Here is a 14,932-nt window from a genome sequence, read left to right on the forward strand (position 1 = left end):
GCGGGTAGCGGGGGGACTAGGCTTGCGGTCGTGATGCGACGGACGAAGATTGTGTGCACCCTCGGGCCGGCCACTGCCACCCAGGACCGTATTCGTGAACTCGTCGAAAGCGGCATGGATGTGGCCCGGCTGAACTTCAGCCACGGCGAGCATGCCGACCACGCCGACAACTACAAGATGGTCCGCGCGGCCTCGGACGAGACCGGCCGCGCGGTCGGCATCCTCGCCGACCTGCAGGGCCCCAAGATCCGGCTCGGCCGGTTCACCGAGGGCCGCACCACCTGGGCCAACGGCGAGCAGGTGCGGATCACGGTCGACGAGGTCGACGGCACCCACGACCGCGTCTCGACCACCTACAAGCAGCTCGCGCAGGATGCCAAGGCGGGCGACCGCCTGCTCGTCGACGACGGCAAGGTCGGCCTGACCGTGGAGAGCATCGACGGCAACGACGTCGTCTGCCGGGTCACCGAGGGCGGCCCGGTGAGCAACAACAAGGGCCTGTCGCTGCCCGGCATGGACGTGTCGGTGCCCGCCCTGTCCGAGAAGGACATCGAGGACCTCGAATTCGCGCTGAAGCTGGGCGTCGACTTCATCGCGCTGTCGTTCGTGCGTTCGCCGTCCGACATCGAACTCGTGCACGACATCATGGACAAGGTCGGCCGTCGGGTGCCGGTCATCGCCAAGCTGGAGAAGCCGGAGGCGATCGACAACCTCGAGGCGATCGTGCTCGCCTTCGACGCGGTGATGGTCGCCCGCGGCGATCTCGGCGTGGAGCTGCCGCTCGAGCAGGTGCCGCTGGTGCAGAAGCGGGCCATCCAGATGGCGCGCGAGAACGCCAAGCCGGTCATCGTCGCCACCCAGATGCTGGAGTCGATGATCGAGAACTCGCGCCCGACCCGCGCGGAAGCCTCCGACGTCGCCAACGCGGTGCTCGACGGCGCCGACGCGGTGATGCTGTCGGGCGAGACCTCGGTCGGCGCGTGGCCGATCGACGCCGTGCGCACGATGGCCCGCATCGTCACCGCCGTGGAGTCCGAGACGAACCGGGTGCCTCCGCTGACCCACGTCCCGCGCACCAAGCGCGGCGTGATCTCCTACGCCGCGCGCGACATCGGCGAGCGCCTCAACGCCAAGGCACTGGTGGCCTTCACCCAGTCCGGCGACACCGTGCGCCGGCTGGCGCGGCTGCACACCCCGCTGCCGCTGCTGGCCTTCACCCCGCTGCCGGAGGTGCGCAGCCAGCTGACGCTCACCTGGGGCACCGAGACCTTCATCGTGCCGATGGTGGAGACCACCGACGCGATGATCCATCAGGTCGATCAGGCGCTGCTGTCCCTGGATCGGTACCGCAAGGGTGACCTGGTGGTCATCGTGGCCGGTTCCCCGCCGGGTACCGTCGGTTCCACCAACCTGATCCACGTGCATCGCATCGGCGAGGAGGACCACTAGTCGTGAGTAGTTCGGCGGGCGGATCGATCGAGGTCGATACCGTGTCAGGGGAGCAGTCACCGGATCTGCGGGTGCTGCTGGACCTGCTCGATCTCGAATCGGTCGGCGAGGACGTCTTCGTCGGCAACCATCCGGAGAAGGTGTGGAGCCGCACCTTCGGCGGGCAGTTGGTGTCGCAGGCGATCGTCGCCGCGGGCCGCACCGCCGGTGCCCGGCCGCTGCACGCGATCAACGCGCATTTCGTGCGCGGTGGTGACGTGAAGAAGCCGATCGAATATCACGTGGAGCGGCACCGTGACGGTCGGGCACTGGCCAACCGCACGGTGACCGCCAGCCAGGACGGCCAGGAGCTGTTCGTCATGCTGGCGGCGTTCCAGGACTGGGGCAAGGGCCTCGAACACGCGCACGAGGGTCCCCAGGTGCCCGATCCGGAGACGCTGCCCCGGATCGAGGAGAGCTTCACCGGCTTCGAGGACAAGCTGGAGATGTTCATCAACGCTCCGCACCCGATCGACATGCGCTACACCAACGATCCGGCGTGGATCCTCAAGGGCACCGGCGAGAAGCTCAACCACAATCGCGTGTGGATGCGCACCGACGGAACCCTGCCCGACGATCCGCTGCTACACGTGGCAGCCCTCGGCTACTCCTCCGACACCACCGTGCTCGATTCGATCATCACCACGCACGGTCTGTCGTGGGGGCTGGACCGGATTCTCGCGGCGACGGTGAACCACTCGATCTGGTTCCACCGCCCGTTCCGTTTCGACGACTGGACGTTGTACGCGACCGAGTCGCCGGTGGCCGCGGGCTCGCGCGGGCTGGCGACCGGCCGGTTCTATTCGCGCAGCGGCGAATTGCTCGCCACCACCGTCCAGGAAGGCGTCATCCGGCACTTCCCGGCCCGCTGATCGCGGCGCCAGGGCGCGTCAGTGGTGCTCGTGGTCGAGTTCGAGTTCCAGGTCGGTGCGCTGATGGGCGCGCAGCCGGAACGGGACCGCGTGGCTGGCCGCGCCGTACACCGCGAGCACCAGGCCGTGTTCGAGGTCGGCGATCTCGTCGTCGGTGAGATCGACCGGATCGCCGACCAGGCTGAGCGCGATCTCGAAGGTGGCCTCGGTGCCCGGATCGGCGCCGGGATGCGCGGCGCGCCATTGTGATTCGAGGTCCCGGTGGACCGGATCGGCCGCGTCGGTGGGCAGCGTGAACCGCCACGCGAAGACGTCGCGGTCCTGGAGATGGTCGTCGAGCACCCGCCGGACGCTGGCGACGACGCGGTCGCGGGTTTCCGGGGTCACGTACACATGGAGCGAAACATCCGAAATGCGTTTCGGCAAGTCTCTCGTCCTGTCGTGTGTCGAACCAGCAAGGGAAGCAACATGTCCGCGCCGAAGTGTATCGCCGCGCGGCCGCGGCGAACAGGCCCCGGGTTCAGCGCCGCCGCTGAGCGGCCAGAAACGCCGACAGCGGGCGTGCCGGAGCCGGTTCGATGACCAGGCCGGGCCCGTCGTCGTCGAGCTTGGCCTGCTCGTGCGGGGCCAGCGCGGCCAGCAGCGGGAACAGCAGCTCGGCGATGCGGTCGCCGACCTCGAGGAACGCCTCGGCCGACAGCCCGATCGGGTCGGCGATGTTCTCCCGGCCGACGTAGGCCAGGTTGTTGCGCGCCTGGTGCAGCGCGGCAATGGATTTCGCGCCCGTGACCCGGGCGATGCGGTGCGCCTCGATGAGGGTGAAGGTCCGCGGCGCGGCGCCGAAGGCGAGCTCGGCGACCTGATCGCGCAGGGACTCGGTCATGGCGAGCACCAGATCGGCGCGATCGACCATTTCCGGCTTCAGCTTGCGTGCCGTGAAACCGTGGGTGTCGCCGCCGAGTCCGACGATGGTCTCCGCGGCCAGCGGTTCCGGCGGAAAACCGACCAGCGCGCGGGTGCCCGCGCTCTCGGCGGTGAGGCCCGGCAACCCGTTGTCCGCCGCGAACGCCCGGGTGAGCCGTTCGGCGATCACCGAGCGGCAGACATTGGAGTTGCAGACGAACAGCACGTGCATACCGACACCGTAATCGGGTCGATTGTCGCGCAATAGGCCTTGCTTGGAACGATCACAGGCGCGGTGCTACTTATTCACCTCTCGGTTGAATGCCGTACACGAATCACGACGAGGAAATCCGTTGTGCGTGACCGTGATACCCGCGAGATAGAAAGGGAAACCTCGCCGCGTGCTGTGTCCATTGTCACTCATTCGCGGCGTAATAATTCGATTCGGTAATAACTCTTGCCACCGATGGCGGTTGGTCGTGTATCCGGCCCGCGAGGGCGAACATCCGCCCGACGTGCGGGAGTGTCCGGCGCGAAGCTCGCCGGGCCGCCGGCGTGGCCATGGCGTCGTGAGCCGCGCCGATTCCGCCGCGCCGGAAATAGCGCTCGTGCCGGAAACGGCGTCGCCGGAATGGCGCGGGAATTCCGCCGGCCATTTGCCGTCACGGTGTCGGCCGAGCCCGTGGTCCGGGCGAATCGAGGTCTGCCGGTACCGGCGTGCGCACCGCGGTGGCGGCGGTGCGACCAGGCCGGTTCCTCATGTCGTGGCAGCCCGCCCAGGCGGCGGCGTGGGGCCGGCGGAGCAGGGGCGAGATGCCGCGCGGTCGCCGCAGGCCAGGCGGTTGGCTTCGCGGCGCGCCGAGACGCTATAGTGACCGCGGTGCGCCGGGTTGGCGGAACTGGCAGACGCGACGGTCTCAAAAACCGTTGTCCGAAAGGACGTGTGGGTTCGAGTCCCACACTCGGCACCACGGCGGTCGCGCGACATCGGTCGCGCGCCGCGGGGGAGTATCGGTCGCGGGGTGTGCGCGACATCGTCTGCTCGCGTTCACCGGCGGAATCGAAAGGTACTCTCTACATCAGTCGGAATCCAGAGGGGTCGAACCTATGAGCACGAATGCAGCGGGCGCCGGTGCCACGCGTGAGGCCGCGGCCAAGCGCGTCGTCGTCGCCGAGGACGAGGCCCTCATCCGGATGGACCTCGTGGAGATGCTCAAGGAAGAGGGCTACGAGGTCGTCGGTGAAGCGGGCGACGGGCAGCAGGCGGTCGAACTGGCCGAGGCGATGCGCCCGGACCTGGTGATCATGGACGTGAAGATGCCGCGGCGCGACGGGATCGACGCCGCCGCCGAGATCGCCACCAAACGTGTTGCGCCCGTGGTGATCCTGACCGCGTTTTCCCAGCGCGACCTGGTCGAGCGGGCCCGCGACGCGGGCGCCATGGCCTACCTGGTCAAGCCGTTTACCAAGTCGGACCTGGTGCCCGCGATCGAACTGGCCGCGAGCCGTTTCCATGAAATCACCGCGCTGGAAACCGAAGTCGCGAATCTGTCGGATCGGCTGGAGACCCGCAAACTCGTCGAGCGGGCCAAGGGCGTGCTCATGCAGACGCAGGGGCTCACGGAACCGCAGGCGTTCAAATGGATTCAGCGCACCGCGATGGATCGGCGCACCACCATGAAGGCGGTCGCCGAGGTCGTGCTGGAGAATCTCACTCCCCAGTGATGCGCGCTCGGCATCGCCGTCGTTCGCGCCGAAATCCGGAAAACTTTACGTAAGCGAAACAATAAGTTGAACTACGACTGCGCAACAGGCCGTCGACATGACGCGAATGTGATGCAGATCTAACACGGCGGCGATATGTTCTGACCCGGGCTGAACGTGGGTCGGCCCCCTCGGGGACCCCGGGGAGCACAGGACATAGAGGTGAGACGTGCTCAGTTCGACATGGCGCAGTCGTTCGACGCGAGGAGTTCTGGTACTCGGCGCTGCCGCGTCGTTGGTGCTGGCCGGATGTAGCGACAAGTCGTCCGACGGCGGCGGTGGCGGCAACACCGATCTCTCGATCCAGCCGGTGGTCCAGCTCGACACCCAGGGCAAGGCTGTCGCGCAGACCGACGCAGGCGCCGCCGCGGATCCCGCCGGTGACGGCAAGGCCAAGTGCGCGCCGCAGACCATCGCGATGGCGGGCCCGCTGACCGGTGGCAACTCCGCGCTCGGCATCAACATCATCAACGGCGTGAAGCTGGCGCTCGACCAGCACAACAAGGCCAACCCGGACTGCCAGGTCGCGGTCAAGCAGTTCGACACCGAGGGCAAGCCGCAGATCGCCAGCGGCGTGATCCCCTCGATCGTCAGCGACCCGAGCATCGTCGCCCTGGTCGGCCCGACCTTCTCGGGCGAGACCAAGGCGACCGGCCAGATCCTCAGCGAGGCCGGCCTGCCGACGCTGACCGCCTCGGCCACCAACCCGACGCTGACCGAGAACGGCTGGAAGACCTTCTTCCGCGGCCTCGGCAACGACAACTCGCAGGGCCCGGCCGTCGCCAACTACCTGACCGGCGAGAAGGGCTTCAAGAAGATCTGCGTCGTGCAGGACAACACCGACTACGGTGCCGGCCTGGCGCAGGCGTTCATCACCGCCGCCGGTGCGGCCGCCGACCCGTCGTGCGCGGTCAGCGTCAAGGAAGGTGACAAGGACTTCTCGGCCGCGGTGTCGAAGCTGTCCGCCGCCAAGCCCGACGCCATCTTCTACGCCGGCTACTACGCGGAGGCCGCGCCGTTCGTGCAGCAGCTGCGTTCCGGTGGCGTGACCTCGGTCTTCGTCTCCGCCGACGGCAGCAACGACCCCGAGTTCGTGCGCCAGGCCGGTAGCTCGTCCAAGGACGCGCTGCTGTCCTGCCCGTGCAGCCCGGCGCCGGAGAAGTTCGCGACCGAGTACAAGGCGCTCAACGGTCAGGCGCCCGGCGTCTACTCCGTCGAGGGCTACGACCTGACCACGATCCTGCTCAAGGGCATCGACTCGGGCAAGGTCACCCGCGCCGAGCTGCTCGACTACGTCCGCAACTACGACGGCGCCGGCGTCGCCCGCCAGTACAAGTGGGGCCCGACCGGCGAACTGGCCAACATCCAGATCTGGATGTACGAGGTCAAGTAGTCCCCAGGACGTGTGAAGCGGTGCGCGTGGCCCCCAGGGCCCGCGCACCGCTCGCCTGACGCGAGAGAAACCATGACATCAGCGGCATCGCTCGGTGTGACCCTGCTGGCCGACGGGTCCATCGATTTCAACGTCTCCGGGGTGATCGACCAGTTCTGGCGATTGACCGTGGACGGTCTCACCTACGGCTCGATCTACGCGCTGGTCGCCGTCGGCTACACGCTGGTCTACGGCGTGCTGCGGCTGATCAATTTCGCCCACTCCGAGATCTTCATGCTCGGCATGTTCGGTACCTACGTCGGCCTCGAACTGCTCGGCTTCGCCCCGAGCGGCAACGTGTACTCCCAGGGCGTCGTGCTGACGGTGGTCTATCTCGGTATCGCGATGCTGATCGGCATGCTGGTCTCCGGCGCCGCGGCCGTCGGCCTGGAACGCGTGGCCTATCGGCCGCTGCGCAGGCGCGGCGCGAAACCCCTCGCCTTCCTGATCACCGCGATCGGCATGTCGTTCGTGATCCAGGAGTTCGTCCACTACATCCTGCCCAAGATCAAGCCGGGCCTCGGCGGCACCAACGCCCAGACCGGTATCCGGCTCGTGGAGCCGAAGGTGCAGTTCACCTTCCTGGGCGCCTCGGTGACCAACGTGGCCCTGGTGATCATCGCCGCGGCCGTCGTGCTCGCGGTGCTCACCGAGATCCTGATCAACCGCACCAAGTTCGGTCGCGCGATCCGGGCCGTCGCCCAGGACCCCGACACCGCGACGCTGATGGGCGTCTCACGCGAGCGCGTCATCGTGCTCACCTTCCTCATCGGCGGCCTGCTCGCCGGCGCCGCCGCGATGCTCTACACGCTGCACATCCCCACCGGCATCATCTTCTCCGGTGGCTTCATCCTCGGGATCAAGGCGTTCAGCGCCGCGGTGCTCGGCGGCATCGGCAACCTGCGCGGCGCGCTGCTCGGCGGTCTGCTGCTCGGCGTGGCCGAGCAGTACGGGCAGATCCTGTTCGGCTTCGAATGGCGCGACGTGGTCGCGTTCGTCCTGTTGGTGACCGTGCTGATGTTCCGGCCGACCGGTATCCTCGGCGAGAGCCTGGGGAGGGCCCGCGCATGACCGACCTGACGAAAACCCCGGTGGCACAGCCGGATCGGCGCGGTCTCGGCGACGCGCTGCGGACCTGGTGGGACGGGCTGTCCCGGCCCGCGCAATGGGCCGTCGGCATTCCGGTGATCCTCGTGCTGCTGGCGCTGCCGCTGTACCCGCCGCCGCTGCTCGACACCCCCGGCGTGAGCTTCGGCAACGTGATGGCGCTGTTCGCGATGTACGCGCTGATCGCCATCGGCCTGAACGTGGTCGTCGGCCAGGCCGGTCTGCTCGACCTCGGCTATGTCGGCTTCTACGCGGTCGGCGCCTACACCGTCGGCCTGCTGACCAGTCCGAACAGCCCGTGGAACCAGACCGACGGCGGCTGGCTGAACCCGAGCTGGGCCTGGCTGGCCTGCCTCCCGATCGCGGTCGCGCTGACGGCGATCTCCGGCCTGATCCTCGGCACCCCGACGCTGCGCCTGCGCGGCGACTACCTGGCCATCGTCACCCTTGGCTTCGGTGAGATCGTGCGCCTGATGGCCGACAACCTCACCGAACTCACCAACGGCAGCCTCGGCCTGTCCAAGATCGCCTACCCGACGGTCGCGGAGTCCGAGGCGCATCCGGGCGGGGTCTTCTCGCCCGGCAACCTCGGCGACCCCGACAGCTGGAATCCGTTCGAGCGGGCCAACAACGGCACCTGGTGGTTCTGGCTGGGCACCGTGCTGGTGATCATCGTGCTGCTGATCATCGGCAACCTCGAGCGCAGCCGGGTCGGCCGCGCCTGGGTCGCGATCCGCGAGGACGAGGACGCCGCCGAGATCATGGGCGTGCCGACCTTCAAGTACAAGCTGTGGGCCTTCACCATCGGCGCCTCCGTCGGCGGTCTGTCCGGCGCGATGTACGCCGGTCAGGTGACCTACGTCAACCCCAAGCAGTTCGACATCATCCTGTCGATGCTGTTCCTGTGCGCCGTCGTGCTCGGCGGCTCGGGCAACAAGCTCGGCGTGATCGTCGGTGCCTTCCTCATCGCCTACCTGCCGCTGCGGTTGCAGTCGGCGCAGCTGGTGTCGAACGAGTCGACCGGCTACGTGCTGCTGGCGATCGACATCGCGCTGCTGATCGGGCTGTGGGTGCTGTGGCGCCTGCGGGGCCAGGCGCTGGGCGCGTGGGCGCGGCGGGTGGTGATCCTGCTCGCCGTGTTCGGCGTGGTCGCCGGGCTGCTGCTGTTCGGCAGTGTGCTGCTGTTCCGGCAGGGCGGCGCGCAGAACCTCGGCGACCTGAAGTACCTGTACTTCGGTATCGCCCTGGTGGTGATGATGATTCTGCGGCCACAGGGTCTGTTCCCCGTGCGGCAGAAACTGCTCACCTACGGCAGACAGGTGTACCAGGCCGTGCGCAAGCCGTCGGCCGAACCGATCGGAGCAGGGCGATGACCGGGCCGGGCGCGGGAGACGCGCTGTTCGACAACGAGGACATGTCGGCCGGGTACCAGCCCGTGCCGGAGGTGGAGAAGGCGGGCGATGTCGACGTCACCGCCGTGCTGCCCGAATTGGGCGACGCGGAGACGGTCGCCGAGGTCGTCGCGCCGCACCGCGAGATCGACACCGCCGTCGGCGCGCCGCTGCTGCGCACCGACGGGCTGACGGTGAAGTTCGGCGGCCTGACCGCGCTGGACGGGGTGAGCTTCGAGATCCGCCGCGGCGAGATCCTCGGGCTCATCGGCCCCAACGGCGCGGGCAAGACCACCTGCTTCAACGCGATCACCGGCGTCTACAAGCCGGCAGGCGGCAGCGTGCACTTCGACGGGCAGCCGCTTGCCAAGACCAAGCGCAACGAGATCACCCGGATGGGCATCGCGCGCACGTTCCAGAACGTGCGTCTGTTCGGCGAGATGACGGCGCTGGAGAATGTGGTCGTCGGCACCGACGCCAGGCACAAGACCTCGGTGCCCGGCGCGGTGTTCCGCACCGCGCGGCACCGCCGCGAGGAACGCGACGCCATCGAACGCGGCATGGCGCTGCTCGAGTTCGTCGGCATCGCCCCCCGCGCGGTGGAGAAGGCCCGCAACCTCTCCTACGGTGACCAGCGCAGGCTCGAGATCGCCCGCGCGCTGGCCACCGAGCCGAAGCTGCTGTGCCTGGACGAACCGGCGGCCGGATTCAACCCCAGCGAGAAGTCGGCGCTGATGGACCTGATCCGCAAGATCCGCGACGACGGCTACACGGTCCTGCTCATCGAGCACGACATGCGCCTGGTCATGGGCGTGACCGACCGGATCGTGGTGCTCGAGTTCGGGCGCAAGATCGCCGACGGCCTGCCCGCCGAGGTCCGCGAGGACCCGGCGGTGATCGCGGCCTACCTCGGCGTGCCCGACGCGGACACGATCGACGAGGTGCGCGAGGAGGCGGGCGCCGCCGCGGCGGCCGAGGCGGCGCCCACACAGGCGCCGGCCACGGTGGTGGAGGCCGCCCAGGACGAGCCCGTCGCGGTCGCCGAGCAGAAGGTGCCGCTGCTCGAGGTGCGCGACATGGTCGTGAACTACGGCCGCATCGAGGCGCTGCACGGGATCTCGCTGTCGGTCGAGCAGGGCGAGCTGGTGACGCTGCTCGGTGCCAACGGCGCGGGCAAGACCACCACCATGCGCGCGCTGTCGGGGCTGTTGCCGCTCACCTCGGGCCGAATCTTGTTCGAGGGCAAGGACATCACCGCGATGAAGGCCCACGATCGGGTGGTGCAGGGCCTGATCCAGGCGCCGGAGGGGCGCGGTGTGTTCCCCGGCATGACCGTGGCCGAGAACCTCGACATGGGCTGCTACGGCAGGCCGTTCGAGCAGAAGGCGGAGTACCAGCAGACGCTGGAGTGGATCTTCGAGCTGTTCCCGCGCCTGGCCGAGCGGCGCAAACAGGTCGGCGGCACGCTCTCCGGCGGCGAGCAGCAGATGCTGGCGATCGGGCGCGCCCTGATGGCGCGGCCGAAGCTGCTGCTGCTCGACGAACCGTCGATGGGTCTGGCGCCCATGGTGATCCAGCAGATCTTCAAGATCATCAGCGAGATCAACCGGCAGGGCACCACGGTGCTGCTCGTGGAGCAGAACGCCCAGCAGGCGCTGACCCGCAGCGATCGTGCCTACATCCTGGAGACCGGCGAGGTCACCAAGACCGGCGCGGGTGCCGCATTGCTCACCGATCCCGCGGTGATGTCGGCCTACCTCGGCCACGACTGACACCGTGTGACCCCGGCCCCCGTACCGCCCGCCCGGCGGTACGGGGGCCGTTCGCTGTACGCGGCGCGGCGGCGTTCGCCCGTGTCGGTGGGTGTCCCTACACTCATCCGGGTGAGTTCACCGACGACTGCGCAGGCATCGACCACGACCACCACCTCGGGAGGTGAGCGGCCGACGCTGCTGCTCCTGGACGGGCACTCACTGGCCTACCGCGCGTTCTTTGCGCTACCGGCGGAGAACTTCAAGACCGTCACCGGGCAGACCACCAACGCGGTGTACGGCTTCACCTCGATGCTGATCAACCTGCTGCGCGACGAGCAGCCCAGCCACGTGGCCGCGGCGTTCGACGTGTCCCGCAAGACCTTCCGCACCGAGGCCTACCCGGAGTACAAGGCCAACCGCAGCGCGACGCCCGACGAATTCCGCGGCCAGGTCGAACTCACCAAAGACGTCCTCGGCGCGCTCGGCATCCCGGTGATGGCGATCGACGGCTACGAGGCCGACGACGTGATCGCCACGCTCACCACCCAGGCCGCCGCGCAGGGGTTCCGGGTGCTCATCGTCACCGGCGACCGCGACGCCATCCAGCTGGTCAACGACGACGTCACGGTCCTGTACCCGCGCAAGGGCGTCTCCGACCTCACCCGCTTCACCCCGGCCGAGGTGGAGGCCAAGTACGGGCTCACCCCGGCGCAGTACCCCGACTACGCGGCCCTGCGCGGCGACCCGAGCGACAACCTGCCCGGCATCCCCGGCGTGGGGGAGAAGACCGCCGCCAAGTGGATCCGCGAATACGGCGACCTGGCCACCCTGGTCGACCGGGTCGACCAGGTGAAGGGCAAGGTCGGCGACGCGCTGCGCGCCAACCTGTCCAGCGTGGTGCTCAACCGCCAGCTCACCGAGATGGTGCGCGAGGTGCCGCTGCCCTACACCCCCGACCAGCTGGCGCAGGCGCCGTGGGACCGGGAGAAGATCCACCAGCTCTTCGACGACCTCGAGTTCCGCGTGCTGCGCGACCGGCTCTTCGAAACGCTCGGCTCCGCCGAACCGGAGGCCGAGTCGGGTTTCGAGATCAGCGGCGCCGCGCTCGGGCCGGGCGCGGTCGCGGACTGGCTGGCCGAGCACGCGAAAGCCGGTGTGCGCCACGGCTTCTCGATCGTCGGCACCGGAACGCCGGTGCACGGTGACGCGAAGGCGCTCGCTTTCGCCGCCGCCGACGGCGAGGGCGCCTACGTCGACCTGACCGTGCTCACCCCCGAGGACGAGGCCGCGCTGGCCGCGTGGCTGGCCGACCCGGCCGTGCCCAAGGCGCTGCACGAGGCCAAGGCGGCCGGGCACGCCCTGCGCGGGCGCGGGTTCACCCTCGCCGGCCTCACCAGCGACACCGCGCTCTCGGCCTACCTCGTGCGGCCGGGTCAGCGCAGCTTCAACCTCGACGACCTGTCCCTGCGCTACCTCAAGCGCGAGCTGCGCGCCGAGACCGGCGACTCCGGCCAGCTGTCGCTGCTCGACGACGAGGACACCGTCGCCGCCGAGGTCGCCCGCGAGCAGATGCTGCGCGCCCGCGCCGTGGCCGATCTCGCCGACGCCCTCGACGAGGAGCTGGCCCAGATCGAGTCGACCGCCCTGCTCGAGGAGATGGAGCTGCCGCTGCTCGGCGTGCTCGGGGTGCTCGAGGAGGCGGGTATCGCGGTCGACGTGCCCCAGCTCGAATCGCTGCAGCGCCAGTTCGCCGACCGGGTCACCGAGGCCGCGAACTCGGCGTACGAGGTGATCGGCAAGCAGATCAACCTCGGCTCGCCCAAGCAGCTGCAGGTGGTGCTGTTCGACGAGCTCGACATGCCCAAGACCAAGCGCACCAAGACCGGCTACACCACCGACGCCGACGCCCTGGAATCGCTGTTCGAGAAGACCGGCCACGCCTTCCTGGAACACCTGCTCGCCCACCGCGACGCCACCCGGCTCAAGGTGACCGTCGACGGCCTGCTCAAGTCGGTCGCCGACGACGGCCGTGTGCACACCACGTTCAATCAGACCATCGCCGCCACCGGCAGGCTCTCCTCGACCGAGCCGAACCTGCAGAACATCCCGATCCGCACCGACACCGGCCGCCAGATCCGCGACACCTTCGTCGTCGGCCCCGGCTACGCCGAGCTGATGACCGCCGACTACAGCCAGATCGAGATGCGGATCATGGCGCACCTGTCCGGTGACGCGGGGCTGATCGAGGCGTTCAACTCGGGGGAGGACCTGCACACCTTCGTCGCGTCCAAGGCATTCGACATCCCACTGTCGGAGGTGTCGCCGGAGATGCGCCGCCGGATCAAGGCGATGTCCTACGGCCTGGCCTACGGCCTGAGCTCCTACGGCCTGTCGGCCCAGCTCAAGATCAGCACCGCCGAGGCCAAGGAGCAGATGGAGGTCTACTTCGACCGCTTCGGCGGCATTCGCGACTACCTGTCCGATGTGGTCGACCAGGCCCGCAAGGTCGGCTACACACAGACCCTGTTCGGCCGCCGCCGCTACCTGCCCGATCTGGACTCCAGCAACCGCCAGCGCCGCGAGGCCGCCGAGCGGATGGCGCTCAACGCCCCCATCCAGGGCACCGCCGCCGACATCATCAAGGTCGCGATGATCAACGTGCAGAACGCGATTCGCGAGGCCGGCCTGCGCTCGCGGATGCTGCTGCAGATCCACGACGAACTCGTCTTCGAGGTCGCCGAGGGCGAGCGCGAGGCGCTCGAGGCGCTCGCCAGGGAACAGATGTCGTCGGCCATCGACCTCTCGGTCCCGCTGACCGTCTCGGTCGGCACCGGCCGCAGTTGGGACGCCGCCGCGCACTGACGCGTTTGTCCAAGACGTCGGGTGTCCGGCGGTCGTAGGGTTGATGGTGGTCGACGGAAGGAGTTGAGCATCATGACCGGATTCGTGGCGACCGCGGAAACCGAGATCAACGCCGCTCCCCAGCGGGTGTGGGCGGTGCTGACCGATCCGGCCGAGATCCGCCGGTTCATGTTCGGCGCCGAGGTGCGCACCGACTGGCAACCGGGCAGCCCGATTGTCTGGCAGGGCGAGTACGAGGGCAGGTCCTATGAGGACCGCGGGGAGATCCTCGCGGTCGAGCCAGGGCACCTGCTGCGGATGACGCACTACAGCCCGTTGAGCGGGCAGCCCGACGTGCCGGAGAACTACCACACGCTCACCTACGAGCTCGCCGGCGACGGCGGCTCGACCCACCTGACGCTGCGTCAGGACAACAACGCCAGCCCGGCCGAGGCCGAGCACGCGCGCGGCATGTGGAGCACCCACGTCGAGGGCATCAAGGCGGCGGCCGAGCGCGCCTGAGCCGGCGCGACGCGCCCCGCCCGCCACGGCGCGAGGTCGGGGCCGGAGTGTGGCAGCATCGGGGCATGCCCGCCGACGTCATCGCGACCCCGCTGCCCGACTGCCCGGATATCGAGCAGGCCTTCGCGGTGTCGTGGCCGGTACGCCTGGGTGACACCGACGGCGACGACCGGTTGCGCCTGGACGCGGTGGCCCGGTACCTGCAGGACATCGGGTTCGACCATCTCGACGCCGTCGCCGACGGCGACCTCCACCAGGCCTGGATCGTGCGGCGCACCGTCATCGACGTCTACGAGCCGATCATGTTCGGCGACCGCGTGCAACTGCGCCGGTGGGCCGACGCCCTGTCGAACCGCTGGTGCGATATGCGGATCCAGCTGAAGGGCGAGCGCGGCGGCCACATCGAGGCCGCGGCGTTCCTCATCCACATCGATCCGGTGGCGGGACGCCCGGCCCGGATGAGCGACGCGTTCATGGCGCCGATGCTGGCCAGCACCACCGAACACCGGCTGCGCTGGCGGGCCGCGCTCACCGAACTCGACGATCCCGAGGTGGAGGCGACGTCGTTTCCGCTGCGGGTCACCGATGTGGACCGGCTCGGCCACGTCAACAACGCCGTCTACTGGGAGGCCGTCGAGGAGGCGCTGGCCGCCCACCCCGACCGGCACCAGCTGCCGTATCGCGCGATCGTCGAGCACGTGGGCCCGGTCATGGCCGGCGACAAGGTGGTGCTGCGCACGAGCCTGCGGCCCGGCGGCCTGCGGGTCCAGCTGGACGTCGACGGCGTCGCCAGGGCGCTCGGCTCCGTGGACCGCCTGCCCGCGCGCTGAAACACGCTGGGACGCTGACGGTTTCGCC

Annotated in this window: 12 protein-coding genes, 1 tRNA gene and 1 pseudogene; 12 read left to right on the forward strand and 2 right to left on the reverse strand. The window is 68.9% G+C overall.

Going from position 1 to position 14,932, the window contains the following annotated elements; all coding sequences use genetic code 11:
- Window positions 1-30: 30 nt before the first annotated feature.
- Window positions 31-1,449 carry a pyruvate kinase gene (pyk, locus tag DFR69_RS26730; RefSeq protein WP_110040408.1) on the forward strand — a complete coding sequence of 473 codons (1,419 nt, stop codon included), beginning with the start codon at window positions 31-33 and terminating at the stop codon, window positions 1,447-1,449.
- A gap of 41 nt (window positions 1,450-1,490) precedes the next feature.
- Window positions 1,491-2,360, forward strand: a complete 870-nt coding sequence (locus tag DFR69_RS26735) for an acyl-CoA thioesterase (protein ID WP_110040546.1) — start codon at window positions 1,491-1,493, stop codon at window positions 2,358-2,360.
- An 18-nt stretch (window positions 2,361-2,378) separates the two neighbouring features.
- Here DFR69_RS26735 and DFR69_RS26740 read toward each other — a convergent pair whose 3' ends face one another.
- Window positions 2,379-2,747 carry a hypothetical protein gene (locus DFR69_RS26740; RefSeq protein ID WP_110040547.1) on the reverse strand — a complete coding sequence of 123 codons (369 nt, stop codon included), beginning with the start codon at window positions 2,745-2,747 and terminating at the stop codon, window positions 2,379-2,381.
- 133 nt (window positions 2,748-2,880) lie between these two features.
- The gene (locus tag DFR69_RS26745; RefSeq protein WP_110040409.1) at window positions 2,881-3,495 is read right to left on the reverse strand and encodes an arsenate reductase/protein-tyrosine-phosphatase family protein; all 615 of its coding nucleotides are present in this window, start codon (window positions 3,493-3,495) and stop codon (window positions 2,881-2,883) included.
- A 652-nt stretch (window positions 3,496-4,147) separates the two neighbouring features.
- Here DFR69_RS26745 and DFR69_RS26750 point away from each other — a divergent pair.
- The 10 genes and pseudogenes from DFR69_RS26750 to DFR69_RS26790 all read left to right on the forward strand — a co-directional run bounded on the left by DFR69_RS26750 (window position 4,148) and on the right by DFR69_RS26790 (window position 14,904).
- Window positions 4,148-4,234, forward strand: a tRNA-Leu gene (locus tag DFR69_RS26750).
- 136 nt (window positions 4,235-4,370) lie between these two features.
- Window positions 4,371-4,988 carry an ANTAR domain-containing response regulator gene (locus DFR69_RS26755; RefSeq protein ID WP_110040410.1) on the forward strand — a complete coding sequence of 206 codons (618 nt, stop codon included), beginning with the start codon at window positions 4,371-4,373 and terminating at the stop codon, window positions 4,986-4,988.
- Window positions 4,989-5,196: 208 nt separating this feature from the next.
- Window positions 5,197-6,420 carry a branched-chain amino acid ABC transporter substrate-binding protein gene (locus DFR69_RS26760; protein ID WP_373867061.1) on the forward strand — a complete coding sequence of 408 codons (1,224 nt, stop codon included), beginning with the start codon at window positions 5,197-5,199 and terminating at the stop codon, window positions 6,418-6,420.
- A gap of 72 nt (window positions 6,421-6,492) precedes the next feature.
- Complete coding sequence (locus DFR69_RS26765; RefSeq protein WP_110040412.1) at window positions 6,493-7,530, forward strand: branched-chain amino acid ABC transporter permease; 1,038 nt, start codon at window positions 6,493-6,495, stop codon at window positions 7,528-7,530.
- Entirely contained in the window at window positions 7,527-8,939 is a 1,413-nt protein-coding gene (locus DFR69_RS26770; protein WP_110040413.1) for a branched-chain amino acid ABC transporter permease, read from the forward strand. The genes DFR69_RS26765 and DFR69_RS26770 overlap by 4 nt, the downstream gene beginning before the upstream one ends.
- Window positions 8,936-9,886, forward strand: a pseudogene (locus DFR69_RS35405) (ABC transporter ATP-binding protein); the annotation flags it as partial. The gene DFR69_RS26770 and the pseudogene DFR69_RS35405, both read left to right, overlap by 4 nt.
- Window positions 9,887-10,033: 147 nt before the next feature.
- Window positions 10,034-10,729 carry an ABC transporter ATP-binding protein gene (locus DFR69_RS35410; protein ID WP_233001750.1) on the forward strand — a complete coding sequence of 232 codons (696 nt, stop codon included), beginning with the start codon at window positions 10,034-10,036 and terminating at the stop codon, window positions 10,727-10,729.
- Window positions 10,730-10,840: 111 nt separating this feature from the next.
- A complete protein-coding gene (polA, locus tag DFR69_RS26780) occupies window positions 10,841-13,573 on the forward strand; it encodes a DNA polymerase I (protein WP_110040415.1) in 2,733 nt (910 codons plus the stop codon).
- 72 nt (window positions 13,574-13,645) lie between these two features.
- Window positions 13,646-14,074, forward strand: coding sequence for an SRPBCC domain-containing protein (locus DFR69_RS26785; protein ID WP_110040416.1), 429 nt, complete (start codon window positions 13,646-13,648; stop codon window positions 14,072-14,074).
- A gap of 65 nt (window positions 14,075-14,139) precedes the next feature.
- Window positions 14,140-14,904, forward strand: coding sequence for an acyl-[acyl-carrier-protein] thioesterase (locus DFR69_RS26790; RefSeq protein WP_110040417.1), 765 nt, complete (start codon window positions 14,140-14,142; stop codon window positions 14,902-14,904).
- Window positions 14,905-14,932: the final 28 nt, after the last annotated feature.

The organism is Nocardia neocaledoniensis (genome assembly GCF_003182135.1).
Taxonomy (GTDB): domain Bacteria; phylum Actinomycetota; class Actinomycetes; order Mycobacteriales; family Mycobacteriaceae; genus Nocardia; species Nocardia neocaledoniensis.

Coding starts and splice junctions, on each gene's coding strand:
- DFR69_RS26765 (WP_110040412.1), top strand. CDS start 6,493: ATGACATCAGCGGCATCGCTCGGTGTGACCCTGCTGGCCGACGGGTCC.
- DFR69_RS26745 (WP_110040409.1), bottom strand. CDS start 3,495: ATGCACGTGCTGTTCGTCTGCAACTCCAATGTCTGCCGCTCGGTGATC.
- DFR69_RS35410 (WP_233001750.1), top strand. CDS start 10,034: ATGGTCGTGAACTACGGCCGCATCGAGGCGCTGCACGGGATCTCGCTG.
- DFR69_RS26770 (WP_110040413.1), top strand. CDS start 7,527: ATGACCGACCTGACGAAAACCCCGGTGGCACAGCCGGATCGGCGCGGT.
- DFR69_RS26755 (WP_110040410.1), top strand. CDS start 4,371: ATGAGCACGAATGCAGCGGGCGCCGGTGCCACGCGTGAGGCCGCGGCC.
- DFR69_RS26790 (WP_110040417.1), top strand. CDS start 14,140: ATGCCCGCCGACGTCATCGCGACCCCGCTGCCCGACTGCCCGGATATC.
- DFR69_RS26785 (WP_110040416.1), top strand. CDS start 13,646: ATGACCGGATTCGTGGCGACCGCGGAAACCGAGATCAACGCCGCTCCC.